This window comes from bacterium, from assembly GCA_017744355.1.
GTDB lineage: Bacteria > Cyanobacteriota > Sericytochromatia > S15B-MN24 > UBA4093 > JAGIBK01.
Map to the genome: position 1 here is coordinate 79,617 of JAGIBK010000007.1, position 15,815 is coordinate 95,431.

At 67.9% G+C, this 15,815-nt stretch carries 12 protein-coding genes and 1 riboswitch; of the genes, 6 read left to right on the forward strand and 6 right to left on the reverse strand.

Features of this window, described 5'->3' with window-relative positions; translation table 11 throughout:
- Positions 1-25: 25 nt before the first annotated feature.
- Positions 26-1,006 (reverse strand): dipeptidase, encoded by a 981-nt coding sequence (locus J7643_16740; protein MBO9542238.1) that lies wholly within the window; start codon positions 1,004-1,006, stop codon positions 26-28.
- Positions 1,007-1,236: 230 nt separating this feature from the next.
- Here J7643_16740 and J7643_16745 point away from each other — a divergent pair, with 230 nt between their 5' ends.
- From J7643_16745 to J7643_16755, 3 genes are all read left to right on the forward strand, one after another.
- A complete protein-coding gene (locus tag J7643_16745) occupies positions 1,237-2,109 on the forward strand; it encodes a hypothetical protein (protein MBO9542239.1) in 873 nt (290 codons plus the stop codon).
- Positions 2,110-2,251: 142 nt separating this feature from the next.
- Positions 2,252-2,356, forward strand: a riboswitch (SAM riboswitch).
- Between the two features lie 96 nt (positions 2,357-2,452).
- Positions 2,453-3,691, forward strand: a complete 1,239-nt coding sequence (gene metK, locus J7643_16750) for a methionine adenosyltransferase (protein ID MBO9542240.1) — start codon at positions 2,453-2,455, stop codon at positions 3,689-3,691.
- 84 nt (positions 3,692-3,775) lie between these two features.
- Positions 3,776-5,020 (forward strand): hypothetical protein, encoded by a 1,245-nt coding sequence (locus tag J7643_16755; protein MBO9542241.1) that lies wholly within the window; start codon positions 3,776-3,778, stop codon positions 5,018-5,020.
- A 12-nt stretch (positions 5,021-5,032) separates the two neighbouring features.
- Here J7643_16755 and J7643_16760 read toward each other — a convergent pair whose 3' ends face one another.
- A complete protein-coding gene (locus J7643_16760; protein MBO9542242.1) occupies positions 5,033-5,488 on the reverse strand; it encodes a hypothetical protein in 456 nt (151 codons plus the stop codon).
- Positions 5,489-5,726: 238 nt separating this feature from the next.
- Here J7643_16760 and J7643_16765 point away from each other — a divergent pair, with 238 nt between their 5' ends.
- The 3 genes from J7643_16765 to J7643_16775 all read left to right on the forward strand — a co-directional run bounded on the left by J7643_16765 (position 5,727) and on the right by J7643_16775 (position 8,458).
- A complete protein-coding gene (locus J7643_16765; GenBank protein MBO9542243.1) occupies positions 5,727-5,945 on the forward strand; it encodes a hypothetical protein in 219 nt (72 codons plus the stop codon).
- Between the two features lie 204 nt (positions 5,946-6,149).
- Positions 6,150-7,226, forward strand: a complete 1,077-nt coding sequence (gene tdh, locus J7643_16770) for an L-threonine 3-dehydrogenase (protein MBO9542244.1) — start codon at positions 6,150-6,152, stop codon at positions 7,224-7,226.
- A gap of 29 nt (positions 7,227-7,255) precedes the next feature.
- On the forward strand, positions 7,256-8,458 hold the full coding sequence (locus J7643_16775) for a glycine C-acetyltransferase (GenBank protein MBO9542245.1): 1,203 nt from the start codon (positions 7,256-7,258) through the stop codon (positions 8,456-8,458).
- A 71-nt stretch (positions 8,459-8,529) separates the two neighbouring features.
- Here the strand turns inward: J7643_16775 and J7643_16780 are convergent, their stop codons facing one another.
- The 4 genes from J7643_16780 to J7643_16795 form a co-directional block, all read right to left on the reverse strand.
- The gene (locus J7643_16780) at positions 8,530-9,525 is read right to left on the reverse strand and encodes a hypothetical protein (GenBank protein MBO9542246.1); all 996 of its coding nucleotides are present in this window, start codon (positions 9,523-9,525) and stop codon (positions 8,530-8,532) included.
- Positions 9,522-12,518, reverse strand: coding sequence for an IPT/TIG domain-containing protein (locus J7643_16785; GenBank protein MBO9542247.1), 2,997 nt, complete (start codon positions 12,516-12,518; stop codon positions 9,522-9,524). The genes J7643_16780 and J7643_16785 overlap by 4 nt, the downstream gene beginning before the upstream one ends.
- Before the next feature lie 10 nt (positions 12,519-12,528).
- The gene (locus tag J7643_16790) at positions 12,529-13,266 is read right to left on the reverse strand and encodes a hypothetical protein (GenBank protein ID MBO9542248.1); all 738 of its coding nucleotides are present in this window, start codon (positions 13,264-13,266) and stop codon (positions 12,529-12,531) included.
- A gap of 150 nt (positions 13,267-13,416) precedes the next feature.
- Positions 13,417-15,792 (reverse strand): hypothetical protein, encoded by a 2,376-nt coding sequence (locus J7643_16795; protein ID MBO9542249.1) that lies wholly within the window; start codon positions 15,790-15,792, stop codon positions 13,417-13,419.
- Positions 15,793-15,815: the final 23 nt, after the last annotated feature.

Sequence of the window (15,815 nt, forward strand, 5' to 3'; positions counted from 1 at the left end):
TGACGATCATAGCATGTCCTGAGATCTACTTCCAAACCGCCTGGAACACGCGCAGCCAGTTGCGTCCAAGGATCTTTTCGATGCGCTCCTCGGTGTAGCCTCGCGCGAGCATTCCCTCGGTCAGGTTGGGGAGCATGCCCACGTGCGAGAGGCGGGTCGGAGGGGCGGTGATCCCGTCGAAGTCGGAGCCGAGCGCCACGTGATCGTCGCCGACCAGCTTCACGATGTGGTCGATGTGGGCGAGCACGTGGTCGAGATCCGCCTTCTCGCGCGTCAAAAAGCCCGGCACGAAGGTGATGCCCACCAGGCCGCCACGCTCGGCGATCGCCTTGATCTGGTCGTCGCGCAGGTTGCGGCCGTGGGCGTGGAGGGCGTGGGCGTTGGCGTGGGTGGCGACCACCGGCCCCTCGGAGCATTCGATGGCGTCCCAGAAGCCGGGCTCGGCGATGTGCGCCAGGTCGAGCACGATGCCGAGCTCCTGCATGCGCTCGACCAGCTCCCGACCGAGCTCGGTGAGCCCCGAGGGGCGCGGGCCCACCTTCAGGCCGTCGGCGAAGGCGTTGCGGTGGTTCCAGGTCAAGCCGATCATGCGCAGGCCGAGCCGGTAGAAGACCTCGAGCAGCGAGAGGTCGTCCACGAGGGGATCGGCCCCCTCGAAGGAGAAGATGAAGCCCGGCTTGGTCGCGTCGAAGTCCGAAATCGAGGTGATCTGGCGCAGCTCTTTGCGATCGCGCTGCATATCGAGGAAGGCGGCGATCATCTGGAGGGCCCGGTGCATGGAGCGCTCCCCGTGGTACTCGGGCGGGGTCCACAGCGAGAAGACCTGGGCGTTGACGCCGGAGTCCATCAGGCGCGGCAGGTCGATCTGGAAGTCCGGCGCAGGGTCGGTGAAGGAGTGGCCCTCGTTCAGGACCCGATCCAGGGTGTCGGCGTGGCCGTCGACGACGAGCATGCGGCGGTGGAGCTCGAGGGCGTGTTCTCTCAGGGCGTTGGCGGTCTGCGTCACGGGAACCTCCGGGTTTCAAGGCGGCACGGGCGCAGGGATTGTACCACGCGATCGGCCAGGGGGCCTTGCGCCACTGCGCTCTAGCCTGCGTTGTATCGCGGCCCCGGCCAGTGCTACCTTACGTTGCAAATCTTCAACTTCGATGCATGGGGGTGCAAGGCGCCCGCGGGTGAGGCGAGGGGGCTGTCCCCGGCGAAGACGCGGGGAGGCGGCTCGAAGGAGGAACCTTGATGCTAACCAAGAGCATGATCGCGCTGGGGCTGGCGGGCGGAATGGCGCTGTGCCTGGCTCCTGTGGCCAACGCGCAGGGCACCTCGATGCGAACCACGGTGTCGACGATCCAGGTGCCGGTGGTGTCGGCCGTGCCGGCCGGGCCGACCCGCTACTACGCGGTGCCCAGGGCCAACGTGCTGCCCACCAATACCAACCTCATGAGCATGAACCTCTTTTTGGGCGGGGTGGGGATCGGCCCCGGCCCGGTCGGTATCGGCTTCAACTCGGTGACGGGTAATGCCTTCAACCTGCGGGCCGAGATGGGCATGGGCAACAACTTCGAGCTGGGCACGGGGATCGGGGTGCTCGCCACCGCCCCCTGGCGCGGTCGACTCGATGTCAGCGGCAAGTGGGGCTGGCTCGCCGAGGGGCAGGCGCTCGCAGGGATCGCGGGCCTCGCGGGCGGCATCCTCGAAGTGGACGCCAACGGCACGCCGAACCTGGGCCTGCAGGTGGGGATGCCGATCTCGAAGCTCTTCGCCTTTAACAACGTCAACACCCTGGGCCTCACCCTGGTGCCGAGCTGGAACCTGGGGGTCCTGAACCTGCCGGCGAGCATGGTCGGCGCGGTACGCGGGCCGATCAACTTCTTCGGGATCGGTCTCGGGGCGGACCTCGGCCTGGCGCAGAACCTGCACCTCCTGGCCGACACCAACATCGGCTTCCCGGTGGCGGGCCTTAACACCCAGTCGGCCCTCGGCTTGCGCTATGCCTTTAACCGGGACACGACGGCGGACCTCTTCGTCGGCTTCAACACCGGGCCGAGCCTCGGGGTCGGCGGTGGGGGAGCGGTGGGTTCGCTGGGGCTCGGCTCCACCTGGCGGTTCTAGCATTCGACTTGTTCGCGCGGCCCGAGGAGCGCTCCTCGGGCCGCGCTCGGCCCTTCGGCGGGTGCAGGCGAGCATTGACGGCGGTTGGTTGGCGTGTTAAAGAAGATGCAAGAAACGACAACGGCCGAGAGGCCCGCATACTTGCTTATCAAGAGAAGGCGGAGGGACTGGCCCGATGATGCCCGGCAACCGGCGGTAGTGCGTGCGGTGCCAAATCCTGCGAGAGGTGACTCTCGGGAGATGAGCGAACGGTGGCGAAAGCTCCCGGACGATGCCCTTGCCTCTTGATGACTGGCAAGCGGCTATTTTTTTGCGCAGTTCGCGCCCTACGGAAGGAGCTCCCATGACTCAGCGCCGGCGCCTGTTCACCTCCGAGTCGGTGACGGAAGGCCATCCCGATAAAATTTGCGACCAGATCTCCGACACGGTGCTCGATGCGATCCTCGCCCAGGATCCCCTCGGCCGCGTGGCCTGCGAGACGACGGTCACCACGGGCCTGGTGCTGGTATCCGGCGAGATCACCACGAGCGCCAACCTGGACATCCCTGCGCTGGTCCGCAAGACCGTCGCCGACATCGGCTACACCCGCGCCAAGTACGGCTTCGACGCCGAGACCTGCGGCGTGCTGGTGGCGGTCGGTAAGCAGTCCCCCGATATCGCCCAGGCCGTCGACCGCGCCTGGGAGGTCCGCGGCGGCCTCTCGGATGCCGAGGTGGATGCCAAGATCGACGCCATCGGCGCGGGCGACCAGGGCCTCATGTTCGGGTTCGCTTGCAACGAGACCCCCGAGCTGATGCCCCTGCCCATCAGCCTGGCGCACCGCCTGGCGCGCCGCCTCACCGAAGTCCGCAAGGAGGGCGTCCTGCCCTACCTGCGCCCGGACGGCAAGACCCAGGTGACCGTCGAGTACGAGGGCCACACCCCCGTGCGGGTGGACACCATCCTGATCTCGACCCAGCACGCCCCCGAGATCGAGCAAGAGCAGATCGAGCGCGACCTCATCGCCCATGTCATCAAGCCGATGGTCGAAGAGGGCCTGCTCAGCGGCGGCGCCTCAGGAGGCAACCCCACCCGCTTCCTGATCAACCCCTCGGGTCGCTTCGTGGTGGGCGGTCCCATGGGCGATGCGGGCCTCACCGGCCGCAAGATCATCGTCGACACCTACGGCGGCTACGCCCGTCACGGCGGCGGCGCCTTCTCGGGCAAGGATCCCACGAAGGTTGACCGCTCGGCCGCGTACGCCGCGCGCTACGTGGCCAAGAACATCGTGGCGGCGGGGCTCGCGGATCGCTGCGAGGTCCAGGTGTCCTACGCCATCGGCGTGGCGCGTCCCACCTCGGTCATGGTCGATTGCCAGGGCACCAACCGGATTCCCGAGGACGAGATCGAGGCGCTCGTGCTCAAGCACTTCGACCTGCGCCCGGCGGGCATCATCCGCGCCCTCGACCTGCGCCGGCCCATCTACCGCCAGACGGCGGCCTACGGCCACTTCGGCCGCACGGACCTGGACCTGCCCTGGGAGCGGACCGACAAGGCCGCCCTCCTGGCCGAGGCCCTCGGCGAGGCCCGCGTCCTCGCCTAGCGCATCCCTTCAATGATCGAGGAAGCCACCGGAGCCCCGGTGGCTTCCTTGCTTGGGGCCTTGGGCGTCCCTATAATGAACCCCATGCGATTATCTCGTCCCGGGTTCCGGCCCTCTTTCGGCCTTCTCGCCTCCACGCTCGCCCTCGGCTTCAGTCTCTGTTTCCCGGCGGCGGCACTCGCCGCCGAGACGGTCCTGCGCCTGGAGTACTCGCCGCTTGCGCCGGCGCGCGACGTGCATGCCATCCAGGAGCTTGCGGCCAGCCGCTGGCTCGGCGAGGTCTACGCCGCCTTCCCTGATGCCATGAAGCCCGAAATCGGCCTCATCTCGGTCGAGAACCTGCCGGCGGGCGTGGCGTTCCACGTGGACGTGGACGCCAAGGGGGCCGAGCGCGACAAGGCCGTGGCGATCGCCATGCAGCGCATCAAGGAGCTGGCGGATTCGAGCCCGGTCCACTACGCCTACCGCCTCTCGGGCGACGGCCTCTCCCTCTCAACCACGCCCCCTGCGGCCCCGGCCGGGACCCCATCCGCTGTCCCCTTGAAGCTGCCCGTCTCTTCACGTGCCCTTGGGCTCGGAGCGGCGGCGATCGCAGCCCTCGCTGCGGCAGGGCTTGCGGCCTTCCTCGCCGCGCGCCGGCGCAGTTTCCTCTCGCTGCCCATCTTCTTCGGCATGCCCGTGATCGGTATCCTGCCGGCGGGCCTCGGGATGGGCGGGCGCTTCCTCGAGTTGCAAGCTCCTGCCTGTCAGGCCCTCGGGGTCTTCTTTCGCCGCTTTGCGACCCTGCTCAAGCCGCCCTTTCGCGAGGCGGGCGTCTTCGCCCTGTCGGATCTGGATGCGAGCGCCGGGGTGGCCGCCGCCCTCGGCATCGCCCTGACCCACGACCGCGGGCGGGTGCTGGTGGTTGATCTGGCCGGGGAGGCGAGCAACCTGCCTGCCATGCTCGAAGAGACGGACGATGCCGGCGAGTTCGAGGCGGAAGGGGCCCTGCGCGCCACCTCGATCGCCGATCTGGATCTCTTGACCGGGTTGGTCGCGCTCAACGGTCGGCGTCCGCCGCTGCCCGAGGAGCTGCTGCGGCGCTACCGCTGGGTGGTCTATCACACGGGCGTGGCGCAACCCCTCAAGGGGCTGCGCCACGTGATGGTCCTCTCGGGTGAGGTGGGGGCCAAGGAGGCCGTGCGCGGCCGGAGGCTGGCCTGGAAGCGATCGGCCTCCATCCTGGGGGTGGCCCTGGTCGGCGTTTCGCTCTCGGCGCGGGTCCGGGACGGGTACATGGCCCGCTTCTACTTCGAGAAGCTCAAGCTCCAGGAAGGCAAGGCGACCTAAGCCGCTTCGGCTTTAGTCCTCGTCGTCCGAGTCGTCCTCCAGGTAGACCTCGGCGAAGTGATCCCCGAAGATCCGATCGAGCGCTTCGCGCGACGAGCCGGTGGCCTCGACGATCACGCCGTGCTCCTGCTCCTGCATGGGGTCGCTGGTGGGGATGAGTCGCAGCGTCCGCTGGTCGGAGACCAGGTCCACCAGGGTGCCGCCTGCTTCGTCCGCGCTCAGGCTCAGGTAGTCGAAGGCGTTGACGTTGAGGTAGAGGCGTTTGTTGAGGATGACGGTCGCGTTCTGGTCGTTGGCGACCACGTTCACGATGATGCCCTCGCCCTGGTGGGCGATCTCACCGTCGATCAGGTCCTGGTAGCGGACCGGTCCCAGATCGCGAAGGACACGGACCATGTCCCGACGGTTCACGAGCAAGCCTTCGTCCACGATGCACTGCAGTTGGTTCTTGCGATCGCGGGTATCCATGGAGGCCCTCCCTTCTGAGCGTCGGCGCAATGTTGCCACTTCGGGAAGAAGAGTCGATCGGCGCGCCGTGACTGGTGTTGCCGCCTTGGGGTACTCGAATTATAGCTCCCGGCGCGGATCGTGGGACAACGATTCGTTAAGAGGGCAAGCGATGGTAAAATGGTCTTGTCGGAAATACCCCCGATTGGCTCGCCATCTGTTTTACCGCCTGGTAAGATCATAGCTTCCGGAGGTGATCATGATTCGCGTATTTACCCTGTTCGCCCTCGTGGCGCTGCTGGCGGCAGGCTGCCAGAAAGCCGAGCCCCGCTCGACCGCGTCGGACCCTTACCAGGCGCAGCGCCTGCGGACCCTCACCCACGACACGGACCTGGCGGGCGATCGCAAGGCTCCGGGCGACCTCTCCAGCTTGCAACTGCACCTGAGCCGCGAGGCCTCGGAGGCCCTGATTCCCTAGATTTCCTTCGGAACAGCGAGAGATGACGTTCTGGGTCACCCTGCCTGCGCTGCCCCTATCTCTCGCTGCCCTACGGAAAAGCCGCAGGCGCTAGCGCGAAGTTGAGGCGCTTGTCCCCTTCTGCTAGACTGTAGGTCACGAATTTCGGGCGGGCTCGGCCCGCCCCCGTGACCCCAGAACCCTGATAGGAAGGAATGCATGGCGATGACGATGGCGGCCAACGAAGGGGTTGCGACCCCGGCGATTCCGGAGACGATGAAGGCGGTAATCAAGCCCCGCCCCGAGCCCGGCGGCACGCTCATCACCACCGCAGTCCCCACCCCCGGCCCCCGCGAGGTCCTCGTCAAGGTCAAGGCGACGACCGTCTGCGGCACCGACGTCCACCTCTACACCTGGGACGCCTGGTCCCAGGGCCGCGTCAAGCCGCCCCTCATCATGGGGCACGAGCTGGGTGGCGAGGTCGTCGCCATCGGTGAGCAGGTCAAGACCGCCAAGATCGGCGATCTGGTCTCGGCTGAGACCCACGTGGTCTGCGGCCACTGCTACCAGTGCCGGACGGGCCTGGCCCACGTCTGCGCCAACACCACCATCCTGGGCGTCGACATCCCCGGCTGCTTTGCCGAGTACGTGGTCGTCCCCGAGGAGAACCTCTGGTTCAACTCCCCCGATCTGCCCATGGAGTGGGCGCCCGTGCAGGAGCCTTTGGGCAACGCCGTCCACACGGTGCTTGCGGGTGACGTGGCGGGCCGTACGGTCGTGGTGAGCGGCTGCGGCCCCACCGGGATCCTCGCCTGCGCCGTCGCCAAGGCCGCGGGGGCGGGTCACGTCATCGCCATCGACCTCAACGCCTACCGCCTGGAGCTGGCTCGTCAGATGGGAGCGACGCTCACCATCAAGGCCGACGAGGAGGATGCGATCGCCCGGGTCCTCAAGGAGGTCCCCGGCGGCGTGGACATCGTCTGCGAGATGTCCGGCAACGAGTGCGCCATGAACAACGCCTTCAAGATGATCCGCGCCGGCGGCCGCTACTCGATCCTGGGCCTGCCCGGCAAGCCCGTCACCCTCGACGTGGGCAACGACATCGTCATGCGCGGGGTCACGGTCCAGGGCATCACGGGTCGCAAGATGATGGACACCTGGTACCAGGTCGCCAACTTGCTCAACTCGCGCCGGATCGATCTCAGCCCCATGATCACTCACCACATGTCCCTCGACCAGATCGACGAGGCCATGGCGTTGATGATCTCGGGCAACTGCGGCAAGATCGTCCTGACCCCTTAACCCGCGGCTTTGCCATCATAGGAGATACGATGAGCTACGATCCCTTCGGTTACCTCGCCGACGAGCTGCAAGACCTCAAGGACAGGGGCCTGTACCGCATGCCCCGCGTGCTCGAAGGCAAGCAGGAGGCCGAGGCTTGCTTCGACCACCAGGAGGTCGTCAACCTCAGCTCCAACAACTACCTGGGCCTGACGACCCACCCCAAGCTCGTGAAGGCGGCCCACGAGGCCATCGACACGTTTGGCGCGGGTTCGGGCTCGGTCCGCACCATCGCGGGCACCATGAGCCAGCACGTGGAGCTCGAGGCCAAGATCGCGGCCTTCAAGCACACCGAAGCGGCCCTGGTGTTCCAGTCGGGCTTCACGGCCAACTCCGGGACGGTCTCGGCGGTGCTCGGCAAGGAGGACGTGATCGTCTCCGACGAGCTCAACCACGCGAGCATCATCGACGGCTGCCGCCTGAGCCGCGCCAAGATCGCCGTCTTCAAGCACAAGGACGTGGCGGATCTGCGCCGGGTGCTCGACGAGGTCAAGGGCAACTACCGCCGCACCCTGGTCATCACCGACGGCGTCTTCTCGATGGACGGCGACATCGCGCCCCTGCCCGACATCGTCGAAGTCTCGGAGAAGCACAACGCCATCATCATGGTCGATGACGCCCACTCGTCGGGCGTGCTCGGCCACCAGGGCCGCGGCACGGTCGATCACTTCGGCCTGCACGGTCGGGTCCACATCCAGGTGGGCACCCTCTCCAAGGCCATCGGCTGCCTGGGCGGCTACGTGGCCGGCTCGCGCACCCTGATCGAGTACCTGATCCTCAAGGCGCGTCCCTTCCTCTTCTCGACCTCGCACCCGCCCGCCGTCACGGCGGCAGCGCTCGCGGCCTTCGACCTGCTCCAAGAGGATCCCACCCTCATGGAGCGGCTGTGGGACAACACCCGCTACTTCAAGGAGGGTCTCAACCGCCTCGGCTTCAACACCGCCGGCTCCGAAACCCCCATCACCCCGGTCATCATCGGCGACGGGGCGCGCGCGATGCAGTTCTCGGATCGCCTCTTCGCCAACGGCGTCTTCGCCCAGGGCATCGGCTTCCCGACGGTTGCCAACGACAAGAGCCGCGTGCGCACCATCGTGACCGCTGCTCATACCCGCGAAGAGCTCGACCGTGCCCTTTCCGTCTTCGAGAAGGTCGGCACCGAGATGGGCATCATCCAGCCGGTCGGCGCCCGCTAAGCCGCCTGAGCCAAAAACGCAGCACCGCCCAGGCCTTGGCCTGGGCGGTGCTGCGTTGAGGTGTGCCGGGGCTAGTTCACCGTCACGTTCTTGGTGGCGGTCCACTTGCCGTAGATCAGCTGGAGGGCATAGGCGCCGGTGCTGATCCCGAGGGGGATCTGGACGCTCAGCGAGGTGCCGTCCGCGCTCGCCGCCGTCACTGTGCAGGCGGGGCCGCCCACGCCGAGGGTCACCGTGGCGCCGCTCGTCGTCCTGGGCAGGCCGTGGCCGTAGAGCTTCAGGGTCCCGCCGCGGGCGATCGTCGCGGCCGAGAGGCTCGAGAAGACGAAGCCGTCCGCCGTCAGGCCAAAGCCGTCCCAGAGCCCATACGCGTCCGTCACGCCGTTGGGGAGCGCGGCGGAGGCCGACGCCGCCCGGACGTAGAGGCCCGCGATGGGGTCCTGGTCCTGGGCGATCGCGCGGTCCACCACTGCCCAGGCCATCTCGTAGGTCGGCACGTCGAGCAGCCCGCTCAATCCGGCCGGAACGACGAAGGCGGCGGGGATCTCGATGCCGGGGCTATCGGTGGCCGGCGTGGTCAAGCACCCCATGAGGCTGGCGTTCTGGTCGTCGGTAAGGGCCTTGAGGTTGGAGAGGGCCGAAAGGGCGCTGCTGCTGCGGCTCAGCGTGTGCACGGCACCGCTCAGGGAGAGCCAGCGCCCGCTCCGGTACGTGATCAGGGTGCGTAGGCGGATGAGCGGGGCGCCTGCGCTGTTGGCCCGCAGACCCTTCATCGCTTCGAGGAAGTAGGGCTTGCTCCCCGGCTTGAACTCGTTCTTGAAGTTGAAGCGGAAGCCGCCATCCGGCGTGGTGAGGGTGGTGGCGACCGTGTTGCCTGAGGCGGGCTCGATGATCGAGATGGTCGCGCCGTTCGCGATGTCGCCGAGCGTCGCCTGCGCCTGCCGCTCGCTCGCGCCCTCGACGACGCCCGCGAGCGGTGGCGTCGCGGGAGCCTCAGGCGAAACGACCGGGGCGGAGCAGGCCGCTAGGAGCAGGCTTGCGGTGAGGCAGGCTGCAAGGCGTCTCATGGGTCCACCTTCCTGATGAGCCGGTTGTTGGTATCGGCGATGTAGAGGCTGCCCGAGGCGTCGCTCGCGATGTCCGTGGCTCTGTAGAACCTGGCGTTGCCGAGGATGCCGCCGTCCCCTTGATAGCTGGCGCCGGCGCCGCCCAGCGTCCAGATGATGCCGTTCGGGTCCACCTTGCGGATGAGGTGGAAGTCCGTGTCGGAGAGGTAGAGGTTCCCGAGGGGATCGAACGCGAGCCCGGCCGGATAGCCGATATTGGCGGTGAGGGCGGGGATGCCGTCGCTGAAGCCCGCGCCGCCGCCCGCCACGGTGGTGATGATCCCGGTGACGCGATCCACGCGTCGGATGCGCCGGTTGTTGAGATCAGAGAAGTAGAGGTTCTGCTCCTTGTCCAGGACGACGTCGCTCGGCCAGTTGATGGTCGCATTCACCGCCGGGCCGTCGTCGCCGCTGTAGCCCGAGATGCCCTTGCCGGCGATGATGTAGAGCTTGTTGGCCTCGAGCGTCTGGCCGTAGTAATTCCCTCCCACCCGCGGGAGCATGAGGACGAGGTTCCCGCTGTCGGCGAAGAGGAGGTTCCCTGCGGCATCCACCACCATGCCGCGAGGGCCGTATAGCTTGGCGACTAACGGGTCGCCCCCGAAAGGGCCGCTGCCCCACGAGCCGCCGACGATGGTGGAGATGTTGCCCGCCGTCCGGGTCTGGCCGAAGGCCATGCCGCTCTCGCTCGGGATCATCCGGATCCGGTAGTTCGACTGGTCGGAGATGAAGATGCTGCCGCTGGCATCCACCGCCACCCCCTTTGGAGAGTTGAGCAGGCCGCTCGCGGCGACGACGTTGTTGCCCCCGGGGCCGGCGGTGTCGCTGCCGGTCACCGTCGAGACGACGCCGCCGCTGAGCCTGCGAAGGCGGTTCCCGTCGGTGAAGAGCAGGGCCCCCGAGCGCTCGATGGCGATCGCCTCGACCCCCAGGAGTTGGGTGTTGCCGGCGACGGTGCCGTCGCTCGAGACGCCGGCCAAGCCGTTACCCGCGGCCGTGTAAAGCTTGCCTGCCGTCATCGCCTTGCCGAAGTGGGACCCCGATGTCTTCGGGATCACCATCACCTGGTTGAGACCATCTTCGACGAAGGCCAGGTTGCCTGCCGCATCCACGGCCACCTTCTGGATGCTCTTGAAGTTCGCCTGCAGCGGATCGAGCCCGTCCGCCGGGGCCTGCGCGCCACCGCCCGCCACCAGGTGCAGGACGCCCGCAAGGTCCAGTCGGAAGATCTTGTTGCTGGTCATCGTGACGAAGTAGACGTCGCCTGCGGGGCTCACCGCCACCCCGCGAGGGGGGGGGAGGTTGGCCGAGAGCGCGGTGACCCCTTCGGCCGGTGCCGTGGCCCCGCCGCCCGCGACGGTGTAGATGTTGCCCGCCACCACGTTCTTGCCGTAGCAGGTGCCGGTCCAGCCTGCCACCATCCGGAGGCGGAAGTTGTTGCCGTCGCCGAAGAAGACGCTCCCCGACGCATCCACCGCAATACCGCTCGGGCCGTTGATCTTCGAGTCGCCGGCGGGGCCGTCGTCGCCGAAGAAGGCCGCTCCGTTGCCACCCGCCAGGTTGGAGGCGTTGCCCGCCGTGTCCACCTTCCGGATCCGGTAGTTCCAGTAGTCGCTGATGTAGAGGTTCCCCGCCGCATCCCGGGCCGCGTCCTCGGGCCCGTTGAGCGCTCCGGTGGTCAGGGGCGCGATCATCCCGTTGGTCCCGATCTTGCGGATCTCGTAGGAGCCTTTGGCGACCACGTACAGGTTGCCGGCCCCGTCCACCCGGATGCCGGTGGGATTGCTGATCCGCGCTGTGGCGGCGACCCCGTTGTCGCTGCCCGGCAAGCCGGTACCGGCGAGCAGGGTCAGGGTGCCGCTCGCGTCGACCTTGAAGACGCGGTTGGCCCCGAAGTCGGTGAAGTACAGGTTGCCGTTGCCGTCCAGGGCCACGCCGTTCGGCTTGGTGAGGCTCCACTGAGTGGCAGGCATCCCGGGGATGGGATCCTTCAGGCCGCCGAACTTCGTGACGAGGCTCTGGCTGGTGATGCCGAGCCCGAGCACGTTGAAGGTGGGCAGCACCAGCGAGACCAGGTTGCCGACTTGCACCGTCAGCGCGCCCTTGACGGCGGTGGCGGGCACGGTGACGGTGAGCTGGGTGGCGGTGGCGTTAACGATGGCAGGGGCCTGGACCCCGTTGAAGCGAACGATGTTGACGGCCGGGTCGAAGCCGCTGCCGTACAGCACCACGGTGTCGCCCCGGTTGGCGCCGGTCGTCGAGATGTCCGTCACCATGGGGCCACGCTCCAGGCGCACGTAGCCGCCGGTGTTGACGTCGCGGGCGATCGCCCGCAGCGGGTCCTGGTTGAGTTGCAGGGCAGCGTTGACCAACCCGAGGACGCTCGTGAACTCGGCGCCGGTGATGCCGGTGGCCCCCACGGTGCCGGTGAAGCTCGCGCCGTTCGCCGTGCCCATCATGGCGAGCTGCTGGGCCTTGCTCAGGCCCTTGAGGCTCTGGAGGATGCTGAGGGCGGTGGTCGTCGGGTTGATGTCGATGCGGCCCGTGCTCAGGCTGCTCCACGCGCCGTTGAAGCGGATGAGGGTCCTCAGGCGCGCTGCCGCCGCCCCGACCCGGTTGGGGGCCCCGCCCGCGGGGAGGCCCCGGACGGCTTCGAGCGCGTACGGGGTATCGACCTGCGGGGTCCAGTTCGCGATGCTCAGCGAGAAGTCGCCGTTCGCCTTGGTCACGGTAGAGGCGACGGAGCGCCCGTCGCGGGTGTCGATCAGCGAGACGGTCGCGCCGCTGGAGATCTCGGAAGGGGTGGCCTGGGTCTGGAAGCGGATCTGGCCCGTGAGCGACGCGTGCCCCGAGGCCGTGAGGAGGCCCGTGTCGGCGACCAGCGCACCGATGCGCGGGCAGCCCGTCAGGACGAGCAGCAGGGAAGCCAGAAGCAGGGCCGTGAGCTGTTTCACCGCTGAGGCCTCATTGCAGCTGCGCTGCGATCGCGGTGACGCCGTTGGGGGTCACCTGGACGTTCTCCGAAACCCAAGAGACGCTCGGCCCGTTGCCGGTGCGCGTGATCGCAAGGCGGTAGGTCCCGGCCGCGAGGGCGAGGGCGAGCTCGTTGGTCAGGGTCGGTGTGTCGATGAGGACGCCGTTTTGGGTGAGCTCGAGGCGCGTCTGCGCCCTGTCTTCCTCGTCGTGGCTGAGGGTCGGAAAGACGCTCAGCTTCAGTTTGCCGTCGGTGGTGATCGAAACGACGAGCTCGTCCGTCATCTGCGGGTTGCGCACCGAGGCCGCGGTGACGATGGCGCTGCCGCTCGCGCCCGGCTTGACCGTGACGAGCCCCTGCGGGCTCACCTCGACGGCCTCGGGCACGGAGCTCGACCACGTCACGCCTAGCGGGTCCGTTTCGCCGGTGTAGAGCCAGACTTTCGCCGAGAGCGCTCGGCTGTTCGGGTAGCGCGCGGGGGTCGAGCCGTCGGCGGCAGGGGCGTTGAGGGTGATGGCGTCCACGTCGGGGGCGATGAGCACGAGGCTTGCCATCGGCGTCGTGCTGCCGCCCGAGACGTTGCCCCCGACCTCGCCGGCGTCCGGGGTCGGAGAGGCGCTGGGGCCATGTGCCACCAGCAACAGGTCGTCACCCGTATCACAGCCTGCGATCGCCAGCAAAAGCAGCGTCATCGCCGCGAAGCCTCTGAGCTTGAACCATCCAGACATGCCCGTGTCGCCCCTTCGGTATTGCCATTCGACCGTGATGGTCGTGGACTTTTCCTATACCGAAGCGCGATGGGTCGTTAACTTGCAAGTCCTTTCAAAGCGGCGCCAGGAGCTTGTCAGCGGATACCTGGTCGAGCTTTGGGACGGATTTCAGCTTGGCGGTTGCTCGATGAAGGCGCGCGCGTGGCGAAGCTTGCCCGCATGGGCGGCGCGCGCGCTGTCGAAGGCGTCCGGCAGGTTGCCGAACATGGGGGGCGAGGCGATCGCGATCGCCAGCTCGAAGAAGAGGCGGGCCCCGGCCGTCAGGCCCTCGTTCTCCAGTTCGCGGCCCTTGCGGTACAGGGCCTCGAACTCGTGGAGGTCGCAGAAGGCCACATCGTCCCAGCGCAGGCGGTACAGCCCACCGGCGGCTTCGAGCAGATGGCCCGCTTCCAGCTTCTTGAGCCCTTGCCGTAGGCTGTGAGCGGCCGAGTGGAGCTGGTTCAGCTCGTCAGGGTCCTCGAAGAGGTGCTCGGCGAGGGTCTCGGAGGGGATCCCATCCGGGTTGAGCGCCAGGTAGCCGAGCAGCATCAGCGCCTTGTGACGCGAGAGCTTGAGGGACTCGGTACCGTCCAGCAGGAGGCGCAAGTCCCCGAAGGCCTGGCATGAGAGCATCGAGGGCCAGCCTGCCCCGTCGAACGCCTCGTGCCAGTACCCTCGGCGCAGCGAGGGGCGCGACAGGACGGCAGGCGCCGGGACCGCTTCGCCTGCGAGCTTTTGGGCAAGCAAGAACACGCTCGCCCTGAGGTCTTCGAGCGGTTGCGCGTCGAGCTCGGTCTGCAGCAGGGCCAGTGCCTCGGCCGTCTCCCCTTGGGCGGCCAGCGCGCAGGCCCAGGTGAGGCGCATGTAGTTGCGCTGGTCGTTGTCCAGCGCAAGGCGGCTCAGCTCGTCGTAGTACAACCGGGCTTCGACGTAGCGGCCCTGGTAGCAGGCGATTTCGAGTAGGTGGAGGTTGCTCATCTGCACGAACGCCGTCGCTCCTTGTCGGATGGCCCGGGCCTTCATGTACTGGAAGTAGGCATAGGCCGCCTGGTGGGCCTGGGCCCGCAGGGCACGGCTTCCCAGCAGCGAGACGAAGTTGAGCACCGCGTCGGGGCTGGGGGCCTCGAAGGCGCGGGGCGGGATCTGGAGCACGACTTGGATGGACGAGAGCCCCTGCGGATCGAGCAGGTGGCTTCGCAGGCGCGCATTGTGGGCTTCGAGCAGGCGGGTCTCGAAGTTCTGCGCGACGACTAGCGAGAGGAGGCGCTCGGCGTAGCGGGTGGCTTCCAGCCTCAGCCCCTGGTTGTTGTGGGTGACGTGCAGCCCGAGCAAGGCCAGGTAGTGCTCGTAGTGCAGGAGGCGATCGCCCGACGGCGTGATGGCGAGGACCTCTTGCCAGAGGGCGTGGACCTCGTCGGTCTCGGCCACCAGCCACTGCTTCCAGGCCTTGAGGTTGAGGTAGCGTGCGCGCTGGAGGGGCGTGAGCGCCGCTTCGTGAGGGGTGAGCTCAGCGAGGAGCGCTTCGTAGCGCTCCAGGTCGCGCTGGTTCGACGCGCTGCTCGCCATTTCGAGCAACGTGTCGAGCCGCTCGTGTCGCTCGGCCGCACAGAGGGCGAGGGCCTGCTGATACTGCATCCAGCCGCCTTCGAGCATCCCCGCCTCGAAGAGAGCGGCTGCCTCCAGCCGCAGGAAGATCGCATGCTGGGTGCGCACTTCGGGCGGCACCTGGCGCAGGATCGCGCGGGCGGCACTCGCCTGGTGGGTCCGGAAGTGGCGGATGCCTTGCGCCTTGAGCCCCCTGGCGATCAAATCCCACACGCCCTGCGGCGCGCCGCGCTCCACTGCCTCTATCGCCGCGTCGTGCCAGGCGGCCTGCAGCACGAGCAAGCCTGCCGCGTCGCGCTGGGCGAGGTTGCGGCGTATCAGCTCATCGCCGTCGGGCAGCTCGCCGAACGCGCCGACCAGTTGGAGGGCCAAGACCTGCGCTTGCAAGGGCACCGGCAGGTCCAGGAGGTCTTCGAGGCGCGCTCGCCCCTGCCAGCCCGGGTGCTCGGCGTCCCAGTGCGCGAGGCTTTGGCGTTCGAGCTTCGGCGGGAGATGGCGAGAGGCGATCGCAAGCGAGCCCGTGGCGGGAAAGTGCCGGATCAGACCCTGGAGCAACGTTTCGAGCGGGGTGTCCTCGGCCAGGTGGAAGTCGTCGAGCAAAAGGCCGTCTTCGGGCATCACCTCGCTCAGCGCGAGCCCGAGCACAGCCCCCGGCTCGGAGGCGCTCAGGGTGCTTCGGAGCTGTTCGAAGCGCGCTGCGAGTGCTGGCCACGGCTGCAGGAAGCGGTGCAGGAAGAAGGCGGGATCCGCGTCGTCGCGGGTCAGGGCGAGGTAGCGCCGTCGATCGGGGGCCTCGGCGTGCCAGCGTTCGAGCTGATAGGTCTTGCCCGCGCCCGGCGGGGCGCTGAGAAAGACGCTGGGGGGCATCGAGGGCGGGGGCGATGGCTCCTGGCTCGTCATGCTAGAGATAGAAACCCTACCTC